Here is a 20,398-nt window from a genome sequence, read left to right on the forward strand (position 1 = left end):
GAGCAGGCCACTGCGGCCGAGCGGGCCGCCGCGGCCGACAACGTCGCCACCGACCAGACGCCGGTGCGCGCCCGCTCGCAGGTGCCGTACTCGGGCGCGACCTACTCGACCGAGACCGAGGCTGACACGCGCGAGCTCTCGCGCATGCGCCGCTGAGGACCACAGATCAGATAAGAGAGAAACATCGTGATGAAGAAACTCAGTTCCCTCGTCATCGGCCTCCTCGTGGTCCTCGGACTCGCCAGGATGTGCCTCTACACCGTGAACGAGCGCGAGTACGCGCTGGTGTTCGCGCTCGGCGAACTCCGCACCGTCGTCGACGAGCCGGGCATCCATGCGAAGCTCCCGCCGCCGCTGCAGAACGTCATCTATCTCGACAAGCGGCTGCTCACGCTCGACGCCTCGGGCGCTGACCTCGTGCAGACGAGCGAGAAGAAGAACCTCATGATCGACACCTTCGTGAAGTGGCGCATCGGCAACCCGCGCCTCTACTGGGTGTCCTTCCAGGGCGCCGAGCGCGCCGCCTCGGACCGCCTCGCGGCGCTGCTCCGCGACGTGCTCAACATCGCCGTCAACAAGCGCACCGTGAACCAGATCACGTCCGCGGAGCGCGAGAAGGCGATGAGCGAGATCAGCGAGCTCCTGCAGGAGCGCGTGAAGGACCTCGGCATCGACATCGTCGACGTCCGCATGAAGCGCGTCGACTTCACGCCCGAGATCTCCGAGTCGGTCTACCGCCGCATGGAGGCCGAGCGCAAGCGCGTGGCGAGCGAGGAGCGAAGCAAGGGCAACGCCCAGGCCGAGCGCATCCGCGCCAACGCCGACCGTCAGAGCGAGGTGATCCTCGCCGAGGCGTACCGCGACGCGCAGAAGATCAAGGGCGAGGGCGACGGCGAGGCCGCGCGGATCTACGCCGAGGCCTTCAGCGCCGACCCCGAGTTCGCCCGCTTCTACCGCTCGCTCGAGGCCTACCGCGCGAGCTTCCGCCAGAAGAGCGACGTGATGGTGATCGACCCGTCCGCGGACTTCTTCAGCTACCTGAAGAAGGAAGCGCCTGAGGCCGGACGATGAGCGGCTGGGAGATCCTCGGCCTTGCCTTCGGGTGGGTGATGATCATCGAGGGCATCACCCCGCTCATCGCGCCCGACCGCTGGCGCGAGGCGATCGAGGAGATCTCGCGCGCGCCGAGCTCCGCGGTGCGCGCCGCCGCGGCCGTGATCGTGACGATCGGGCTCCTCATCGTATGGGCCTTCCTCGGGCAGATCCCCGACCTCTGACCGATGCGTCGTCCCCGACCGTAAAGAATCGTGAGTGTCTCTGATCCGGCGCGTGCCGGACGGCGGGGATTGCCTAGGGACTTCACAGTGAAGCGCAGACGAAGTTCAATCGAACCCGTCTGCGCTTTGCTATATTGATACCCGCGCCGCGGGGAACCCCTGCGCGGCACTAGTAGAAAATCGAGCTCCGGGTCTCCCGCCCGAGCGGTCCGCGTCCTCCCGGAGGCGGCCCGCGAGCGAGGACTTCTGTCCGTGGAGGGAAATCCTCTCCGCGGGTCTTCGCGCGGCCGGAACGGCCCGGGACCGGACTCCTGACAGAACAAAGGTATTTAAATGGGCAAGAATGTTGTCGTGATCGGCGCTCAGTGGGGCGACGAAGGCAAGGGCAAGATCGTCGACTGGCTCACGGAGCGCGCGGCCGGCGTCGTCCGCTTCAACGGCGGTCACAACGCGGGCCATACGCTCGTGATCAACGGCAAGAAGACCATCCTGCGCCTCATCCCGTCGGGCATCATGCATGCGACGAGCGTCTGCTACATCGGCAACGGCGTCGTCTTTTCGCCCGAGGCCTTCTTCCGCGAGGTCGATGAACTCGTCGCCGTCGGCGTGCCGAACGTCGAGAAGCGCCTGCGCGTCTCGGGCAACTGCCCGCTCATCATGCCGTACCACATCGCGCTCGACCATGCGCGCGAGGCCGCCCTCGGCAGCAAGAAGATCGGCACGACCGGCCGCGGCATCGGCCCGGCCTACGAGGACAAGGTCGCCCGCCGCACGGTGCGCGTCGCCGACCTCTATCACCCCGAGCGCTTCGCCGAACAGGTCCGCGCGGTGATGCAGCTCCACAACTTCGTGCTCGAGAAGTTCCTCGGCGCCGAGCCCCTTGATCCCGAGAAGGTGATCCAGGAGACGCTCGCTTACGCCGACCGTCTGCGCCCGATGGTGTGCGACGTCTCCGAGCAGCTCCACGCCGAGATGGACGCCGGCAAGCAGTTCCTCTTCGAGGGCGCCCAGGGCTCCATGCTCGACATCGACCACGGCACGTATCCGTACGTGACGAGCTCGAACACCGTCGCGGGCTCGGCCACGGCCGGTGCCGGCGTCGGCCCCGAGAAGCTCAACTACGTTCTCGGCATCACGAAGGCCTACTGCACCCGCGTCGGCGAAGGCCCCTTCCCGACCGAGCTCCTTGACGAGACGGGCGAGCTCCTGCGCCAGAAGGGCAACGAGTTCGGCGCCGTCACGGGCCGTCCGCGCCGCTGCGGCTGGTTCGACGGAGCGGCGCTCCGCCGTGCCGTCCAGATCAACGGCATCACGGGCCTCGCCGTCATGAAGCTTGACGTGCTCGACGGCCTCGAGACCATCAAGCTCGGCGTCGGCTACCGCTACGAGGGCGAAGTCCTCAAGGTGATGCCGTCGGGCGCCGACGCCGTCGCGCGCTGCGAGCCGATCTATGAGGAGTTCCCGGGCTGGAAGGAGAGCACCTTCGGCGTGACGAAGTGGGAAGACCTCCCCGAGAGCGCCCGCCAGTACCTCACGCGCCTCTCCGAGGTCGCCGGTGCTCCGATCGCGCTCGTCTCGACGGGCCCGGACCGCGCTCAGACGGTCCTGCACACGGATCCCTTCGCCGCTTAAAATAGCGGTCTGATCCGAATGCCGCGGGCGGCTGGACTTCTCCTGCCGCCCGCTTCATTTTTTCCGGCGCCTTCGGGGCGCCGAAAGTCTCCACTTCCACCGAAAAGAATCTCCCCATGTCCGACATTCACTACACCTGGGACGAGTACATCGACCTCAACGAACAGCTCGTTTACAAGGTCGCCAAGAGCGGCTGGCAGTTCGACTGCCTGCTGTGCCTCTCGCGCGGCGGCATGCGCCCCGGTGACTTCTTCAGCCGTGTCTACAACATGCCCCTCGCCATTCTCGCGACGAGTTCCTACCGCGAGGCGAAGGGCACCGTGCAGAGCGAGCTCGACATCGCCGACTGCATGACGGGTCTCTCGGAGCTCAAGGGCCGCGTGCTCCTCGTCGATGACATGGTCGACTCGGGCAAGACCATCAAGGAAGTGATCGCCCACCTCAAGGCCCGCTACCCGAAGATCACCGAGATCCGCGTCGCCGTCCTCTGGTGGAAGGCCCACTCGGTTCTCAAGCCCGACTGGCACGTCGCCTACCTCGAGGACAATCCCTGGATTCACCAGCCGTTCGAGGTCTATGACGACCTCGGCGCCGAGAACCTCATCGCCCGCGTCGAGGCGAAGGCGAAGAAGGCCTGAGGCAGCGGATCCTGACAAAGAAGCGCCCGCGCGTGAAGCTTGTTCACCGCGGGCGTTATCTATCCGGGGGAGGAGGGCGCTTTACTTCTCGACGGGGTCGACCGATAGCTTCAGGCGCCAGCCCGCGGCGAGGAGCGCCGCCTGCAGGGTGTCGATCTTCGTGACGTGCCCGAGCTTGAAGATGCGCTGCGCCTCCTGGGGCGTCATGCCGAGCCTGCGGCCGAGCTCCGCAGGGTAGAGCCCGCTCTCCTCGGCCTTGGCGATGAAGAGAAGCTTCGTCGCCGCGGAGGCGAGAAGGTACGCCACGCCCTCGCCCCGGTGAGGGCGCGCCTCCGCGGGGAGGTTCCCGGTGCGCAGCCGCTCGAAGAGCGCATCGGAGAGTTTCGCCGGCGCCGCGGCGCGGCCTTCGGCGGGCGTCGCGGCGGTGAAGTCAGCCTCGGGAAGCTCCGGGAAGCGGAAGCGGTATCCGTCCGTCCGGCGTTCGATGCGGTAGCGGTAGGAAAGGGGCAGGGCAGGCATGGCGGTGCGGGGTGAAGGTTCACTTGTCCGACCATTCTGCCACTGAAAATTTCTCTTGGGGATAACCCTCCCGCTCTGTTATTCTTCCGCCCCGAAAGCTTTTGCTCGCGCCTTCAGGCTTGACCAGGCGAAAGAGAAACGAACATGACGATTCAGTTGGAAAATCACATCGCCGGCGCGCTCGCCGGCATGGTGCTCGGCGACGCGCTGGGCGTCCCGGGCGAACTCTGGCCCCGCGAGAAGGTACGCGGCCGCTACGGCCACATCGACACCTTCCTTGACGGCGCCGAGGACAACATCGTCGCCTGCTACTTCAAGGCGGGGCACTACACGGACGACTCCGCCCAGGCCTTCGTGATCCTCAAGGCCCTGCTGAAGGCCGGCACCGTTCCCGAGCAGAAGGTGCTCGCCGACGACCTTCTCGAGTGGGTCCGCTCGATGAACGGCTTCGAGATCAACCTGCTCGGGCCGTCGTCCAAGGCCTCGCTTCTCGCCTGGTCGAAGGGCGAGGACGCCGCGCCCGTCACGAAGCTCTCGCTCACGAACGGCGCGGGCATGCGCATCGCCCCGGTGGGCTGCATCGTCGATGCCGCGGAACCCGCGAAGCTCGCCGAGACCGTCGCGCGCGTGAGTCGCGTGACGCACTCGACCGATGTCGCGATCTCGGGCGCCGCGATGGTGGCGCAGGCCGTGGCGAGCGCGGTCGCCGGCCGCAGCTGGGAGGAGATGCTCGCCGATGTGAAGGCGATGCACCCCATTGCGATGAACTTGGGCGAACCCACCTGGGCCGCCTCGATCCTCGCGCGCCTCGAGGTCTTTGAGAAGCTCGTGCTCGCGCACCGCGAGGATTATGACGACGAGCGCGTGAGCCGCTTCATCTACGACGTGATCGGCACGGGCACGATGACGAGCGAGTCCGTCACTGCGGCGCTTTGCGTGGCCTTCTGGTGCCGCGACGCCTGGAAAGCCGCCGAGATGTGCGCCAACATGGGCGGCGACACCGACACGATCGGCGCGATGGCCGCTGCGATCTGCGGAGCTTGGTCCGGCATCGACGGCATCCCCGCGGAGACGGTCGCGTATCTCGAGAAGACGAACGGCCTCGACTTCCGGGCGCTTGCGCACGAGACCGCGCTTCTGCGCGAACGATTCATTCTCTGACGGAGCAGGGGACAAATGCGAGGCATCCGCGACCTTCTCTACGCGCTCTCCCCCGAGAAGCGCCTCCTCATCATCGGAAGCGCCTTCGTCGACGTGATCATCCACGTGCCGCGGCTTCCGAACTCCGGCGAGGACGTCGAGGGCTCGAGCCGGCAGCAGGTCGTCGGAGGCTGCGCCTTCAACGCGGCCGACGCCGTGGCGAAGCTCGGGCTCCCCTTCGAGACGCTGATTCCCGTGGGCGAGGGCATGATCGCCGACCGGGTGCGCGAGAGCTTCCGCATGCGCGGCATGACGCTGCGCGAGTACCCCGACCTCGGGGACAACGGCTGGTGCCTCTCCTTTGTCGAGCCCGACGGCGAGCGCACGTTCGTCTCGATGTCCGGCATCGAGAAGTGCTTCCGCCCGGAGTGGCTCGACCCGGTTGAGATCGAGCACCAGGAGCTTCTCTATCTCTCCGGCTACCAGGCCGACCGCCGGAACGAGGACTTCATCGCGGCGCTGCTCGCGAGGAAGTCCCCCGCCGCGCCCCTGCTCTTTGACCCGGGCCCCGCCGCCGACGGCATCCCGGGCGAGATGATGAACGCGATCCTTGCCTCGAACACCATCCTCAAGCTCAACGCCGGCGAGGCGCTGAAATTGGGCGGCGCGGAGACTCCCGCTCTCTCCGCAGCCCGCATCTCACGCGTGACCCTGAACCCGGTCATCGTCACGGAAGGCGCCGCAGGGGCGCTCGTTGTGAGAGGCGAGGCCGTCACCCGCGTCACGGGGTTCCCGACCCGTGTCGCGGACACGATCGGCTCGGGTGACGCCCACGCGGGCGGCACGCTCGCCGGTCTCATGAGCGGATTCACGCTTGAAGAGGCGGTTCTCCTCGGAAACGCCGTCGCAAGCTGGGTCACCGGACAGGAAGGCGCCGCAACCGCACCCGACCTCGGGGCGCTGCGCGCACTTCACGGCGCACGCTGACCTTTCCCAAAAAAACCTCCCATCAGAAGGAACTCTCCCCATCATGGCTGACGCAGCGAAAATTGAAACCAACGGCGTCAATCCGGTCCCCGACAGCGAACGCTACGGGCGCCCGTTTGACCTCTTTCCCGTCTGGTTCTCCTGGAACATCTCGATCTTCGGCATCACGCTCGGCATCTACGTCTTCGGCCTCGGCCTCTCGGTCTGGCAGGCGATGCTCGCCGGCGTGATCGGCTACTTCCTCTCGTGCGCCCTCGTGGGCATCCTCGCCGTCGGCAGCGTCCGCACCGGCCTGCCGACGCTCGTGCAGTCGCGCCTCGCCTTCGGCTACCACGGCAACAAGTTCCCGACCTTCTTCGGCTACCTCGCCAACATGGGCTGGAAGGTCTCGCTCCTCTCGATGGCGACCACGACGCTCGCCGACCTCGTGGGCAATCTCTTCCCCTCGCTCATGGGCGAGAACGGCATGCCGCTCGCCGGCTGCACGCTCGGCTGCTTCGCGGTCGTGCTCCTCTTCACGATGAGCGGCGCGATCTACGGCCACCAGCTCATTCTCAAGATCGAGAAGGCCATCGCCTGGGTGACGGGCATCTTCACGGTGGTCTACCTCTTCTTCTTCATCCCGAACATCAACTTCAGCGTCCTTGACTCGGTGCCCTCGGGCAACTTCGTCACGTTCCTCGGCGGCATCGTGCTCTCGATGACCATGGTGGGCCTCGGGTTCCTCAACTACGGCGGCGACTACGCGCGCTACCTGCCGAGGAAGAGCTCCGCGGGCTCGGTGATCTTCTGGACGACGACCGGCATCGCGGTTCCGGTGTCCGTGCTCCTCATCCTCGGCGTCATGCTCGCCGTCGGCAACCCCGAGCTCCTCGAGAAGGCCAACCACGAGCCGCTCGCCGCGCTCACCGGCATCCTGCCCTTCTGGTTCTACGTTCCCTTCTCGCTCATCATCGTCATCTCGCTTATCTCCGCGGGCATGACCGGCATCTACTCCTCGGGCCTCGCGCTTCTCGCGCTCGGCGTCCCGATGAGCCGCCTCGGCACCACGATCCTGAACGGCGTGCTGATCGCGCTCGGCTCCTACTACCTCCTCTTCATCTCGGACAGCTTCGTCTCGACCTTCCAGTCCTTCCTCGCGCTGATCTCGGTCGTGATGGGCACCTGGGGCGCCATTGAGATGGTCGACCTCCTGCGCCAGAAGCGCCTCGGCTGGAACGTGAACCTCGCGCTCCCGCCGGGCGAGGGCGGCGAGAGCATCCGCTGGACGGCCTTCGGCTCGCTCCTCGTCGGCTCCGTGATCGGCCTCGGCACGATCACCTCGTCGGATCCCTGGATCGGCCACGCGGTGAGCTTCCTGCTGCCCGCGGGCACCGAGTCGAGCGTCTTCGCGCGCGCGAACATCGGCCTCGTTGCCGCGATGATCATCGGCGCGGCGCTCTACGCGTTCCTCACCTTCGTCATGAAGGCGGGAAGCAACATCCCTCAGGCGGAGAAGTAATGCCTTCGCCTGCGGTCTCGGAGAGGCCGCAGTGAGCCGCAATGAAACGGGCCCGACGTGATCCACGCCGGGCCCGAAATTTTTTCGGCTGCAGCAGTTCAGCAACCGTGGGAGAGCTCAGTTCGCGAAGCGTTCCACGATCACCTGCTCGCCCTGGCGCAGCGACTCGCCGCGCAGCACGATCACGCCGCCCGCCTCGCGGAAGAGCCGGGCGCACCCCGTGCCTTTCTCGACGGGAAGCGCGACGAGTCCCGCCTCGGAGGGGCGCAGCGACACGCAGAGTTCGCCCGTGACTGCCTCGGGGATGTCGCCGCCGAAGGTCGCGGTGACGGCCTGCGGACGATAAGGCTCGGCGTGGAAGCGCGACCAGATGAGGGGGAGCGCAGCGCGCTGGGCGATCATCATGGCCCCGAGCGGGTTTCCGGGGAGCCCGAGCACCGGGACGCCCCCGATCTCCGCGGCGATGAAGGGGAGCGCCCCGCCCCGGCAGCGCGTCTCGTCGAAGATCCTGCCGCCCGCGGCAAGGATCGCGCGGCGCGTGAGGTCCTTGAGACCCCCTCCGGTGCCGCCGATCGTGAGGATGAACTGCGTGCGGCGGGCGAGCCCGGCGAGCGCGCGGGCGATCTCCTCCTCGTCATCAGGGGCCGAGAGCGTGTGGACGCGCTTCACGCCGAGCGAGAGCAGCAGACTCCTCAGGTAGCACGAGTTGCTCGAGACGCGCAGCGGCCCGGGCTCTCCCTGGCAGTAGAGGTCCTTCAATTCATTGCCGGTGGCGATCACGCCCACCTCGGGCGGCATGAGCACGCGCACGCGGTCGATGCCGGCCTCGAGAAGGAGCGCCATCTCGGCCGCGCCGATCGGCGTGCCCTTCCTGATCAGAGGGTCGCCGCAGCGCCATTCGGCCCCGGCGCGCATCACGTGGCGGCCGGCTTCGATCGAGGCCTGGGCGCGCTCGGTGTCGGCGGGGTCGTCCGCTGCGATCACGGCGTCCGCGCCCGCGGGCACCGGTCCGCCGGTGTTGACCCAGCGGGCATGGCCGGGGGCGAGCGCCTGAGCCGCGTGACCGTTTTCAACGCTTCCGGCGTCAATCACGCGCGGGGCGGCGTCCGCCGCGCACACGGCCCAGCCGTCGCGCAGCGCCATGTCATAGGCGGGCGCGTCAGCCTCGGCGGTGATGTCCTCGGCAAGCGAAGCTCCGAAGCTCTCGCAGAGCCGCGTGATCTGAGGCTCGGGCTCGCGCCAGGCCTGCGGCAGCTCGAAGGGCCGGAGCAGAAAACTTTTCATGGTGGGGCAGATTCCTGATTGTTTCAGTCGTTATTCATTTAAGGAACAGCGGGAAAAGGCTTGAATTCAAATCGCTATTCACTATTGGAATAACGAAATTGACCGCTACCTAACGGCGTTGTTCCAAAATGGACGAACGCTCTGCCTGAAAATAAACAGATCCGGACCGCGAAAAATCTTAGCAGTTTTTGTCAGGAATTGCGAATCCGGCTAATGAGATTCATTCTCGAATAAGCGATGAACGGCGCCCCAAAGTTTTTCCTTGAGCGGCTGAAGGAATTTCTTTGCATCCGGGATCTTTGATGATAAACAAGGAATTCACGACGCGCGCGCACGCGCGGGTAATTCCTGTAAACAACTGAGAATCATTTTCACTTGCTTTTGACTGTGTAAAGCTGCTTTTGCACTTTGTCGCGGGCCAATACAAAGAGATAACCCGTGACGAAAATCAAACTACCTAACGGTGCCGCAATGAAACAATTATGGTGATTCGAGCCACGGCCGCCTCTGGAAAGAGGAGAAGACATTAAAAAGAACGCGCCGCGCCCGGATGCCCACCGTCTCAAGAACGCCCCGGCCGGAGAAGCCGGAGGTGCTTCCCGCAGAACGAAGGGAGCCGCCGTCCCGGACCAGGACGAACATCAATGGCGACACCTTCCTCGGGAGCGCACCGCCCGCCCGAAAGCAGGAGCGATCCGAAACGATGGTTTTCCTTGAAGGAAGAAGGAGAGACCTCGGACCCCACGCCGGCACTGCCCTGAAGCAGTCCGGCCGCAGCACGTCATCCCGGACGGCTGCGCCTCCAAGCGAGCCGTTTCCTCCGCTGCCTTCCGCTCTCAAGGGAAGACCATCACACCAGCGGCATCCCGTCAGCGCACGCATTCCTCGGATAAGTCCTCCTCTTTACGGCGACGACCCGGCCCGGGCCCCTTTCTCAAGGCCGGACGGCTTCTCCACCGCCCCGGAACCAAAAGAAACCCCTAGGAGACTTTCCATGGACATCAACGACATCCTCGACAAACTGTCGCTGCCCCGCGATTTCACCCGCCGAGGCTTCCTCAAGGCCGCTTCCGCGGCCGCCGCGGTTGCGCTCATGGCCGACGCGAAGGCAAAGACGGGCGAGCGTCCGTACGTGATCCTTGAGACCGCTCAGGGTCTCATCATCGCCGACCCCAACCTCTGCGTCGCCTGCCACCGCTGCGAACTCGCCTGCACCGAGTTCAACGAAGGCAAGGCCGATCCCCGCCTCACGCGCATCCGCATGACGCGCAACACCATGTTCGGCCCGAACGGCATCAACCGCATGCCTCCGGCGTACGGCGCCTGGGGCAACGGCCTCGTCGTGCAGGACACCTGCCGTCAGTGCCCGCACCCCGTTCCCTGCGCCAACGCCTGCCCGCAGGGCGCCATCCAGGTCGATGAAGAGACCGGCGCCCGCGTCGTGGTCAAGGAGCGCTGCATCGGCTGCCATCTCTGTGAGAAGGCCTGCCCGTGGGACATGATGACCTTCGACGTCGAGGAGAACAAGGCTTCGAAGTGCTTCCTCTGCCACGGCGATCCGAAGTGCGTGAAGGCCTGCCCGGCCGCCGCCATCCGCTACGTCCCCTGGTTCGACCGCTCGAAGGAAGAGGATCGCCGCGCTCCGCACGGCTATCTCCCGAACGAGAACGCGGCGCAGTGCAGCATCTGCCACCGCTGAGAAGACTCATCACTCGGAATGAATTAGAAAATGACCGATACCAAGAAGAGATACGGCTACACCGGCAAAGGCGCTCGCATCAACCTCACGACGGGCAAGATCACCGTCGAGCCCACGCTCCCGCGCTTCCAGGAAGTGCTCGGCGGCACGGGCATCGGCTACAAGGTCCTCTTTGAGGAAGTGCCCCCGGGAACGAGCTTCGACTCCCCTGAGAACAAGGTGATCATCGCCCCGGGTCCGATTTCCGGCACCGGCGCCATCTGCTCGGGCCGCACCGCCATGACCTGCCTGTGGCCCACCTCGTGGCCGCAGTCCCTCGTCGCCTCCGCCCACGTCGGCGGCGAGCTCGCCCACAAGATGAAGTTCGCCGGCTGGGACTTCTTCATCATCGAAGGCGAGGCCAAGTCCCCCTGCTACATCTACGTCAACAACGACAAGATTGAAATCCGCGACGCGCATTTCATCTGGAACCAGGGCACCCGCCGTGCCGCCGCCGCGCTCAGCCACGAGATCGGCGACGACTACTCGATCGGCGTGATCGGGCCGGCCGGCGAGAACCTCGTTCCCATGTCGAACATGATGGTCGACAAGAGCCACTCCGCCGGCGGCGTGGGCGGCATCTTCGGCCGCAAGAAGATGAAGGCCATCGTCGTCCGCGGCGACCAGGCCATCCACATCCACGCCACTCCCGAGGAGTGGGAGGCTCTCATCGACAGCCACCGCGCCATCCTCGGCGCGCACACGCAGACGGTCGTCCCCGAGATCCCGATGCCGCTCTTTGAGTACCATGCCGCCCGCTCGCGCTGGAACGGCGTCCCGGGCCGCGTCTGGGGTGCCGCGAACCCGCCCGTCGTCCTCACCGACGACGTGCGCGACGTGAACCACATCGCCTACCGCACCTGCTCGGCCCCGTACTACATGGGCAACTCGCTCTGGAACTACCACGTCCGCACGACCGGCTGCTACGCCTGCCCGATCCGCTGCTACTCCGTGGTCCGCGACGACGAGACGGCCGCCAAGTACAACATCAACCCGATCACGGAACAGACCTGCATGGCCCTCTACGGCCGCTGGTGGTTCCCGAGCCTCGTCGCCGACACGAAGAAGCCGGTCTCCCGCGAGGCCTGCCTCGTCGGCACCCAGGTCATGGACGACCTCGGCATCTGGTGCAACTACGGCTGCCTGCAGCGTGACTTCCGTCACTTCCACACGAAGGGCTACTGGAAGAAGTTCCTCTCCGAGGAGGAGTACAAGTCGATCGACTGGAGCAAGATCGACAATCCGGACCCGATGATCCTCAAGGACATCCTCAACCGCATCGCCTATCGCAAGGGCGAGTTCGGCTTCTGGCTCGGCGAGACGACGCCGAAGCTCCTCGAGCACTTCGGCGTGCCCGAGAGCGAGTGGCAGAACACCAAGAGCACGGCCTACTGGAACTGCGGTCATCCGAAGCACCACGCCAACGAGGACGACGGCCAGGTCGGATGCGTTCTCAACTGCCTCTACAACCGCGATCCGATGGCGCACGGCACCGTGAACTTCACGCGCTCGAGCCTGCCGATCCATGAGCAGAAGCGCATCGCCGCCCACTTCTGGGAGAGCGAGGACGCCGTTGACGCGATCGGCGACTACAAGCCGACGAACATCTACAAGATGAAGCGTCTGCTCTGGGTCATCGCCCGCAAGGAACTGCATGACATGCTCGGCTTCTGCTCGTGGGCCTCGCCCTGGGAGCTCTCGCCGCTCAAGGAACGCAACTACATCGGCGACATCGAGATGGAGAGCAAGGTCTTCCGCGCCGTCACGGGCATCAACATGTCCCAGGACGAGCTCGACCATGCCGGCCGCCGTGCGTTCGTGCTCGAGCGCGCCTACACGCAGCTGCAGCTCAAGACCAAGAACATGCGTCAGGAGCACGACAAGTATCCGGAGTGGATCCTGCACGACAAGGACAAGAAGCCGTTCACCAAGGGCACGATCCGCATGGACCGGGACGACATGGAGAAGAGCTTCGACATGTTCTACGAACTCATGGGCTTTGACGTGCAGACCGGCGGCGTCACCGAGAAGTGCCTCAAGGACTACCAGCTCGACTACGTCATCCCCGTGATGAAGTCGGCCGGCCTTCTCTAACCGCGTGACTTGAACCAGGAGAAAACTGGAATGGAAACCCCCGAGATGACGGAAGCCACGGGCACCGAGGCGAAGCGCCTCTCGCGCCGCAAGGCCGACTCGCTCATTCTCATTGACATCGTCACTGAGAAGAGCCGCAGGGTCGAGCTGATGACGCGCGCCGAGCTTTTCGAAGTGTTCCGCGAACGCGCCGCGACGGCGCCGGAGCCCGAGGTCGAGGAACTCCTCGAGTCGGCCGACCGGCAGATGGACGAGACCTTCGGGCGCAAGCCCGGCCAGGTGTCGTTCGTGCCGCCGCCCACCCGCGACAAGGTGAAGCGCGCCGAGAACCAGTCGAAGCTTCCGACGATGCGTGCGCAGCGCGAGGCGTTCACCCGCCGCGAACTGCTCCGCAGCCTCATCGCCGGGGACCTTGAGAAGACGACCTCCATCGCAGAGGCCGCCGAGGCCCGGGAAAAGGCCGAGGCAGCCGCCGCGGCTCCGGTCGAGCCCCGTTTGATCACCGAGGAGTATTTCAGCGACATCCTCGCCGAAACCCTCGAGAGTGACTGCGGACTCGCGAAGCTCGTGAGCTGGGACAACGTCGAGTACTACCACTACCGCCCGCTCCTCTCGTGCACCTACGCGCGAATTCTTTCCGCGAAGAACAACCCGGTCGAGCAGCTCTGTGACCTTGTGCGTGAATCGTCCCGCATCTACCCGCGGCCCGTCGTCGTCGAGACCTTCCAGCAGCCTCCCTTCAATTTCACGCCCGAGCAGATTCAGGAAATCCTCCAGCAGATCTCGAAGGACCCGAAGCGTCAGGACATCCGCTACACGGAGACCAGCATCGGCACCGTGTACCTCTATTCGAGGACGTACCTCGAGGATGACTACGCGGACTTCATCGCCGAGCACATCGACGTTGACATTCTCGAGAGCCCCTGAGAACTGAATCGCCAAGCTTGAGAAAGCTGTTCAAAGAGCACCGAACACGCAAAGGATTTGAAAATGACCAAGATCTCCAACCATCTGATGAAGGGAACGGGCGTCGCGCTCGCCATCCTCTTCGCCGGCGCGGCCTGGGCTGCCGAAGCGGCCGATCCGTATCCGCCCGTGAAGTTCGATCTTCCCGGTCAGGAAGCGTTCGTCGAGTCCCTGAAGCTCGACCCGGCCCGCCATGAGGGTCCGCAGACCGTCGAGGAGCAGAAGAAGCTCCTCACGAAGGTCTACAACCAGAAGGTCGAGGAGCATGCGCTCACGACCCACTACAGCAAGGGCCTCACCTGCATCAGCTGCCATGACCAGCAGCGCGTGGGCCGCCCCGACTGGATGACCTCGATCACCGCCCCCGCGATGAAGCAGGAGTGCGGCGACTGCCACGAAGTCCAGAAGAAGGTCTTCGCGAAGACCGACGCGCATGCCAAGACCACGTGCGTGGCCTGCCACATGCCGAACATCCCCGCTCCGGAGGAATTCCAGGGAGAGGACGGCGTCGAGCAGTACTACAACGCCGTGCGCCGCTCGCACCTCTACAAGATCAACGTCGACCCGAAGGCCCGCACGTACGTGAAGGCCGCGGACGCCAAGGAAGGCGAGCGCCTCTGGACGTATGCGCTCGACGAGAACGAGCGCCCGTTCGTCGACATCGTCTGGTCGTGCGGCCGTGCCACGCCGGCCGACTACACGCTCTCCGGCGAGGCCCAGGGCTGCCACAGCCCGAACAACTCGACGCTTGACGAGGGTCTGCGCTATGCCGACCAGTCCGCCATCTACTTCGAGATCGAGAAGTGGCAGCGTCCTGTGAAGGCCGTGTTCGAGAAGGTCGGCAACGGCCTCGAGCGCGTCAAGCAGCTCCTCGAGGTCACGCGTTTGACGCCTGAGGACCAGACCGAGGTCCGCCTCATGGTCGACAAGGCCCAGGAAATCTACGACCAGGTCGAGGAAGACGGCTCCTGGGGCGTCCACGCTCCGCGCTATCTCCTTGAGCGCGTCCAGACGGCCGAGGGCTACATCCTGAAGGCTCAGAAGATCATCGACAACGGCGGCTATCTCAGCGCCGCCGAGAAGAAGGCGATCCTCACGAAGTGAGACCCGCCCTGCGCTTCCCCCATTAACCCCATGCGGAACCGCGCTTTCCCCCTCCAATTCGGTCAAGGAGGCGCGGATCCGCAACGGAGACAACTGTGACTGAAAAGATCCAGAGAAGAAATCTCCTATCGGCGGGCGTCGGCGGTCTCATTGTGTTTTCGCTCTCCGGGTGTTCCACGGACACCCCGGACGGCCGCCAGCCCCACTATGTGCTGGTCTTTGACCAGAACAAGTGCGTCGGCTGCGGCGAGTGCAAACGCGCCTGCAATGAAACCAACCACCTGCCGCCGGGACGCTCGCGCGTGCTCCTTGAACGCATGGCCGGGCCCGACCGCCGCTACATCCGCGTGTCGTGCCAGCAGTGCGAGGACTCGCCGTGCGTGAAGGTCTGCCCGACGGGCGCCTGCCATCATGACCCTGCCACCGGCATCGTCACGATGAACCCGGGCCGCTGCGTCGGCTGCAAGTACTGCATCGCCGCGTGCCCGTACAACGCCCGTTACATCAACGAGGAGACGAAGGTTGCGGACAACTGCGACTTCTGCATGCACGAGAAGAATCTCGCCGCCGGCGAGCTTCCGGGCTGCGTTGAACGCTGCCGCTTCCACGCGCTCACCTTCGGCGATGCCAACGACCCGAAGTCGCTCGTGAGCAGGCTGCTCAAGACGAAGGACACGGTGCGCATCCGTCCCTGGCTCGGCACTGAGCCCTCGCTCAGGTACATCCCCGTCGTGAAAACCGGAGTCTGATATGGATGACGTTCTTGACTTTACGATCGGGCTCTCGCAGGGCGTCGCCTGGCCGTGGCCGATCGCTGTTTACCTCTTCCTCGCCGGCATCTCGGGCGGCTCACTCGGCGTGATCCTCTCGATGATGAAGCTGCGCGGAATCCGCGAGGACACGCCGCTCTTCAAGGCGGCGAGCCTCCTCTCGCTCGGGACGATCCTGCTCGGCATGCTCTGCCTCGTGCTCGATCTGACGAATCCGCTCTTCTTCTGGCGAATCCTCGTCTTCTACAACCCGACCTCGGTGATGAGCGTCGGCGTGATGATGCTGCTCTTCTACATCCCGCTCACGGCGCTCTGCACTGTGATCGCGCTGAGGCACGATTTCAAGTGGCTTGGGCGTCTCGGGCGGCTGATTGAGACGATCGGCGAGTGGCTCAACGGTCACCGCGGCGGGATCACCTGGTTTGCGCTCATTTTTGCCTTCGGCATCTGCGCGTACACCGGCTTCCTGATCTCGGCGCTGATCCGCTACCCGCTCATCAACACGGCCGTGCTCCCCGCGCTCTTCGTGGCCTCCGGCGTCTCCGCCGGCACCGCCGCGGCGAAGCTCATCGCTGTCGGGTTCTTCCACGAGCCCGCGAACTCCGATTCGCTGCACCTGCTGCACAAGGCTGAGTGGCCGATGATGGCGATCGAACTCGCCTGCATCTTCATGATCGCGATGTCGATGGTCTTCGGCATGGCCGCCGACCAGGCCTCGATCGACGCCTTCACCGAGGGTGTCTGGGCGCAGGTCTTCTGGATCGGTGCCATCGGCATCGGCTTCGGCATCCCGCTCGTGCTCGGCATCTGCATGAGGGGCCACTCGGCCTCCGTGTTCTGGATCTCGGGCCTCTGCGCGATCACCGGCATGATGTGCCTGCGACTCTTCATCCTGTACGCGGGCCAGCTCAACTCGCTGATGCAGGTGACGGTCTAGACCGGAGCCGCACGAAAAAGAACTTTTCTCCGAGTCTCGCCCCCACGGCTGTGGGAACCTTTGGGGGCGTCAACTCCTTCAGAAACGGGAACCGGACCTCTTTGCCGGTTCCCTTTTTTTTCACTTCTTTTCCTCGAGCGCGCCCGCGGCGATGAGTTTCCTCTTGAGTTCGGCCGCGTCATGGCAGCCGAGCTTGCGCATGGCGCCCGCGCGATGAAATTCCACCGTGCGCACCGCGATCTCAAGGCGTTCGGCGATCTGCCGGTTCGGGAAGTCCTCGCCCGCGAGGAGCGCCACCTGGCGCTCGCGCGCGGAGAGCGCGTTGAAGGCGGCGCGCGCGGCCATGACGTCCTCCTCGGGCTCGGCCGAAGCGCTGCGCTTCAGGGCCTTCTCGACGGAGTCAAGAAGCTTCTCGACCTTCGGGGGCTTCGTGAGGAAGGTGACGGCGCCCCCTTCCATCGCGGTCACGGCCATGTCGATGTCGCCGTGCGCGGAGAGGAAGATCACGGGAAGCGCAATGCCGCGCTTTCGCATCTCCTGGTGCAGCACGAGACCGCTCATGCCGCCCATGCGCACGTCGAGGATGGCGCATCCCGGGTCGGAGACGAGGTCCTGCGCGAGGAACTCCTCGGCGCTGTAGTAGTGCCGCACGGCATAGCCCTCGTTCTCGAGCACGAAGGCGAGCGCGTCATGAAGCTGCGGCTCGTCGTCAACGATGCGGATCACGGGTTCTGTCATTTGGATTTTCCCTTTTTGTCTTTGTTGTCATTCAAGTTGTTCTGCGCGGAGGCCGCGACCGTGTGTTCGGGCGGCGCGAGGGGAAGCGTCACCCGCACGAGGAGACCGGTGGGGCCGTCCTCGGGCCCCCGCAGGAATTCAATCCGCCCGCCGTGGCCCTCGATGATGTTCGAGACGATCGAGAGTCCGAGCCCGAGGCCCTCGGCCTTGGCGCTCGAGGCGGGCGCGCCGAGGCGGCGTAGAAGCTCGTCGGCGGGCGGCTCGCCGCTGTCGGCCACCTCGATCACGACGTTGCCCTTCGAGACCCTGCCGCGGAAGCTCACGAACGGATCGGGGCGGCGCGAGACCGCCTCGCGGGCGTTCTTCAGGAGGTTCACGAGTGCGATGCCGAGCTCGAAGGGCGAGCCCGTTACCGCGGCCGACGCGGGCGGGCACTTCATGCGGCACGGGATCGGTTTCGGCAGGTAGACGCGCCAGATGCGCAGGCTCTCGGTCATGAGCTCCTCGACCGCGATCCGCTTTCTCTCCTGGCCCTGTCCCTTCGCATAGCCGCGCACGCGCTCGACGATCTCGCTCGCGCGCTCCGTCTCCTCGACGATCTTCTTCGCGACGCCGGTCATCCTCTCCTCGTTGAAGAGGCCTTTTCTCAGCTGACGCGCAAGACCCTGCGCGTAGAGCGAGGCGCTCGCGAGGGGCTGCCTCAGCTCATGCGCGAAGAGGCTCGAGAGCTGCGCGACCATGCCGGCGCGCTGCATCTGGTTGATCCGCTCGGCTTGCTCGAGATCGTGCTGCATGAGCGCCCGCACCTGCTCGCCGCGGCGGCGGGCGATCACCTCGGCGCGCCAGCTGTGGAGCAGGAGCCCGAGGAAGATGGCGGCGATGAGGATGGCCCAGGGCGCGTTGCGGCGCACGAACTCTCCGAACGTGGGCTGCCGCAGGTACTTCCAGGGGCCGATCTTGAGCGACTTCAGGAGTTCGTCGACGCGTGTGTAGTTCGTCGGCACGTCCCAGTGCGCGCCGCTCGCGGTGGGCGGCATCGAATAGAGCGCGAGCGCGATCCGGCGCGCGAGGTCCTGATCGATCGAGTTCTTCACGGCGAGCGTGAAGCCCGGGTAGAGGTCGGTCGAGTGGGCGCAGGCGACGTGCTCGGTGTCCATGCGGCGGTCGAGCACACGGAGCTTCCCGGCGTCCTGCGGGTGGCTTCTCAGGTACCCCTCGTAGGCGCAGAGCCTCAGGAACCCCGCGTCCGACTCGCCCGCGAGCACGCGGCCCACGATGCGCTCGGTCGAGTTGATGTCGCCCGAGAAGTGGACGTTGCCGAAGAAGTGGTCCGGGTCGGCGCCGAACTTGACGATCTCGCCCAGGACGATGTGCCAGCCGTGGAACCCCTTCGGGTTCTTCGCCGAGATGCTCCGGCCTCGAAGGTCGCCCAGGGTCTGCAGGTCCGTCCGTTCGGTCCTCACGATGACCGCCGCGCCCTCGGCGCGGTTCGCATCCGACCCGGGGCGGCCGACGATGGTCGCGATCGGCTGCAGTCTCACCCCGGTCACCATGCGCACGAAGCCGGCCGTCGACAGGATGAGGTCGGTCTCCGGGTCGATCGCCTGCTGCTCGAAGTCCGTGAAGAGGCTCATCGTCATCCTGAGCCCGCGGTCGGCGAAGAGCGGCTCGAGCGCGCGGCGCGTGGCTTCAATGATGTTCTCGTCGTCCTCGGGGAGGACGAAGTTGTGCACCGCGATGCGCAAGGGGCGCTCCGCTGCCGGAGCGGCGGCGCAGAGCGCGGCCGAGAGAGCGAGGAGGAGGAACGCGAGGACTGCTCTCATGACTCGCCCTCCGGCTTTTCGGAAGAGGGAAGGGGGAGCGTCACGCGCACGAGGAGTCCCGTGAGGAGACCTCCTGGCCCCCGTTCGAAGGCGATCGTGCCGCCGTGGCTCTCGACGATGTTCGTGACGATCGAGAGTCCGAGTCCGAGGCCCCTGGCGCTCGAGGCCGGGGCGCCGAGGCGGCCGAGGAGCTCGTCCGTCGGCGGCGTGCCGCTGTCGGCGACCTCGAAGACGGCGCGGCCGTCCTCGGTGCGGCACGAGAAGCTCACATACGGCTTCTCCTGTCCGGCCACCGCCTCGCGGGCGTTCTTGAGAAGGTTCAGAAAGGCGACGCCGAGTTCGAACCCGCAGCCGATGATCTCCAGATCCGGATCGGAGAGCTTCACGCTGCTCGTGACGGGCTTCGGGGTGTAGAGACGCCACACGCGCACGCACTCGTTCATCAGGTAGTCGACCCGGATGCGCTCGCGCTTCCGCCCCTGGCCCTTGGCGTAGGCGCGCACGCGCTCGACGATCTCGCTCGCCCGGTCCGTCTCCTCGACGATTCTCTCGACGACCTCGGTCATCTTCGCCGGATCCGCCGTGCCCTGCTCGAGCTCCCGGACGAGCCCCTGTGCATGGCGCGAGGCGTTCGCGAGCGGCTCCTTCACCTCGTGCGCGAAGAGGCTCGAGAGCTGCGAGACCACGCCCGCGCGCTGCATGTGCTCGAGGCGCTCGGCGTGCACGAGGTCGCGCTGCATCAGGTCTCTCACCTGTTCGCCGCGGCGGCTCGCGATTCTCTCGGTGCGCCAGCCGTGGAGGATGAGGCCGAGAAAGATCGCCGCGGCCAGAATGAACCAGGGGTGGTTGTCCAGAATGAACTCCTTGAGGGGCGGTTCGTTCAGGTACTCCCAGGGGCCGATGCGCAGGCCCTTCAGGAGCTCGTCGACGCGCGAGAAGTTCGTCGGCACGTCCCAGCGCATGCCTTCCTCCGTGGGCGGCATCGAGTAGAGCGCGAGCGCCAGGCGGCGCGCGAGCTCCGGATCGATCGTGTCCTTCACGGCGAGCGTGAAGCCCGGGTAGAGGTCGGTCGAGTGCGCGCAGCTGATATTGCGGTCCGTTCTCCGGTCGAGCACCCGGAGCTCGCCGATGTGCTCGGGGTGGCGCCTCAGGAACGTCTCATAGGCGCAGAGTCTGAGGAACCCCGCGTCCACCTTCGTGAATTTCCCAAATTCCGGTACAGCCGCCAACTGAACAGCTGTTCAGTTGGC

At 65.6% G+C, this 20,398-nt stretch carries 18 protein-coding genes; 13 read left to right on the top strand and 5 right to left on the bottom strand.

Annotation, left to right across the window (positions count from 1 at the left end; translation table 11 throughout):
* Positions 1 to 189: 189 nt before the first annotated feature.
* The 4 genes from hflC to Q4F91_RS01050 all read left to right on the top strand — a co-directional run bounded on the left by hflC (position 190) and on the right by Q4F91_RS01050 (position 3,547).
* Entirely contained in the window at positions 190 to 1,071 is an 882-nt protein-coding gene (hflC, locus tag Q4F91_RS01035) for a protease modulator HflC (RefSeq protein ID WP_303333906.1), read from the top strand.
* Positions 1,068 to 1,277, top strand: coding sequence for a DUF2065 domain-containing protein (locus Q4F91_RS01040; RefSeq protein WP_303333907.1), 210 nt, complete (start codon positions 1,068 to 1,070; stop codon positions 1,275 to 1,277). The genes hflC and Q4F91_RS01040 overlap by 4 nt, the downstream gene beginning before the upstream one ends.
* A gap of 333 nt (positions 1,278 to 1,610) precedes the next feature.
* A complete protein-coding gene (locus Q4F91_RS01045; RefSeq protein WP_303333908.1) occupies positions 1,611 to 2,909 on the top strand; it encodes an adenylosuccinate synthase in 1,299 nt (432 codons plus the stop codon).
* 116 nt (positions 2,910 to 3,025) lie between these two features.
* Complete coding sequence (locus Q4F91_RS01050; RefSeq protein ID WP_303333909.1) at positions 3,026 to 3,547, top strand: phosphoribosyltransferase; 522 nt, start codon at positions 3,026 to 3,028, stop codon at positions 3,545 to 3,547.
* An 81-nt stretch (positions 3,548 to 3,628) separates the two neighbouring features.
* Here the strand turns inward: Q4F91_RS01050 and Q4F91_RS01055 are convergent, their stop codons facing one another.
* Positions 3,629 to 4,066, bottom strand: coding sequence for a hypothetical protein (locus Q4F91_RS01055; RefSeq protein ID WP_303333910.1), 438 nt, complete (start codon positions 4,064 to 4,066; stop codon positions 3,629 to 3,631).
* 144 nt (positions 4,067 to 4,210) lie between these two features.
* On the opposite strand from Q4F91_RS01055, the gene Q4F91_RS01060 reads away from it, so the two are divergent.
* The 3 genes from Q4F91_RS01060 to Q4F91_RS01070 are packed head-to-tail and all read left to right on the top strand — an operon-like array spanning position 4,211 to position 7,694.
* Positions 4,211 to 5,227 carry an ADP-ribosylglycohydrolase family protein gene (locus tag Q4F91_RS01060; RefSeq protein ID WP_303333911.1) on the top strand — a complete coding sequence of 339 codons (1,017 nt, stop codon included), beginning with the start codon at positions 4,211 to 4,213 and terminating at the stop codon, positions 5,225 to 5,227.
* Between the two features lie 15 nt (positions 5,228 to 5,242).
* Positions 5,243 to 6,193, top strand: a complete 951-nt coding sequence (locus tag Q4F91_RS01065; protein WP_303333912.1) for a PfkB family carbohydrate kinase — start codon at positions 5,243 to 5,245, stop codon at positions 6,191 to 6,193.
* Between the two features lie 43 nt (positions 6,194 to 6,236).
* Positions 6,237 to 7,694 carry a cytosine permease gene (locus Q4F91_RS01070; protein ID WP_303333913.1) on the top strand — a complete coding sequence of 486 codons (1,458 nt, stop codon included), beginning with the start codon at positions 6,237 to 6,239 and terminating at the stop codon, positions 7,692 to 7,694.
* A 117-nt stretch (positions 7,695 to 7,811) separates the two neighbouring features.
* Here the strand turns inward: Q4F91_RS01070 and Q4F91_RS01075 are convergent, their stop codons facing one another.
* Positions 7,812 to 8,978: a molybdopterin-binding protein gene (locus tag Q4F91_RS01075; protein WP_303333914.1), complete on the bottom strand. Its 1,167-nt coding sequence runs from the start codon at positions 8,976 to 8,978 to the stop codon at positions 7,812 to 7,814.
* Positions 8,979 to 9,972: 994 nt separating this feature from the next.
* On the opposite strand from Q4F91_RS01075, the gene Q4F91_RS01080 reads away from it, so the two are divergent.
* From Q4F91_RS01080 to nrfD, 6 genes are all read left to right on the top strand, one after another.
* The gene (locus Q4F91_RS01080) at positions 9,973 to 10,677 is read left to right on the top strand and encodes a 4Fe-4S dicluster domain-containing protein (RefSeq protein WP_303333915.1); all 705 of its coding nucleotides are present in this window, start codon (positions 9,973 to 9,975) and stop codon (positions 10,675 to 10,677) included.
* Between the two features lie 30 nt (positions 10,678 to 10,707).
* Complete coding sequence (locus Q4F91_RS01085) at positions 10,708 to 12,810, top strand: aldehyde ferredoxin oxidoreductase N-terminal domain-containing protein (RefSeq protein ID WP_303333916.1); 2,103 nt, start codon at positions 10,708 to 10,710, stop codon at positions 12,808 to 12,810.
* 30 nt (positions 12,811 to 12,840) lie between these two features.
* Positions 12,841 to 13,737: a hypothetical protein gene (locus tag Q4F91_RS01090; protein ID WP_303333917.1), complete on the top strand. Its 897-nt coding sequence runs from the start codon at positions 12,841 to 12,843 to the stop codon at positions 13,735 to 13,737.
* A 63-nt stretch (positions 13,738 to 13,800) separates the two neighbouring features.
* A complete protein-coding gene (locus Q4F91_RS01095) occupies positions 13,801 to 14,880 on the top strand; it encodes a cytochrome c3 family protein (RefSeq protein ID WP_303333918.1) in 1,080 nt (359 codons plus the stop codon).
* Positions 14,881 to 14,975: 95 nt separating this feature from the next.
* Positions 14,976 to 15,629 carry a 4Fe-4S dicluster domain-containing protein gene (locus tag Q4F91_RS01100; RefSeq protein ID WP_303333919.1) on the top strand — a complete coding sequence of 218 codons (654 nt, stop codon included), beginning with the start codon at positions 14,976 to 14,978 and terminating at the stop codon, positions 15,627 to 15,629.
* Position 15,630: 1 nt separating this feature from the next.
* The gene (gene nrfD / locus Q4F91_RS01105; protein WP_303333920.1) at positions 15,631 to 16,587 is read left to right on the top strand and encodes an NrfD/PsrC family molybdoenzyme membrane anchor subunit; all 957 of its coding nucleotides are present in this window, start codon (positions 15,631 to 15,633) and stop codon (positions 16,585 to 16,587) included.
* Between the two features lie 120 nt (positions 16,588 to 16,707).
* Here nrfD and Q4F91_RS01110 read toward each other — a convergent pair whose 3' ends face one another.
* From Q4F91_RS01110 to Q4F91_RS01120, 3 genes are read right to left on the bottom strand one after another with little or no spacing between them, the layout of a single operon-like run.
* Positions 16,708 to 17,325, bottom strand: coding sequence for a response regulator transcription factor (locus Q4F91_RS01110; protein WP_303333921.1), 618 nt, complete (start codon positions 17,323 to 17,325; stop codon positions 16,708 to 16,710).
* Positions 17,322 to 19,148 (bottom strand): PhnD/SsuA/transferrin family substrate-binding protein, encoded by a 1,827-nt coding sequence (locus tag Q4F91_RS01115; RefSeq protein WP_303333922.1) that lies wholly within the window; start codon positions 19,146 to 19,148, stop codon positions 17,322 to 17,324. Before Q4F91_RS01115 ends, Q4F91_RS01110 begins: the two co-directional genes overlap by 4 nt.
* Complete coding sequence (locus tag Q4F91_RS01120; RefSeq protein WP_303333923.1) at positions 19,145 to 20,341, bottom strand: sensor histidine kinase; 1,197 nt, start codon at positions 20,339 to 20,341, stop codon at positions 19,145 to 19,147. The genes Q4F91_RS01115 and Q4F91_RS01120 overlap by 4 nt, the downstream gene beginning before the upstream one ends.
* Positions 20,342 to 20,398: the final 57 nt, after the last annotated feature.

This window comes from Sutterella sp., from assembly GCF_030539355.1.
In the GTDB taxonomy this organism is placed as follows: Bacteria; Pseudomonadota; Gammaproteobacteria; order Burkholderiales; family Burkholderiaceae_F; genus Sutterella.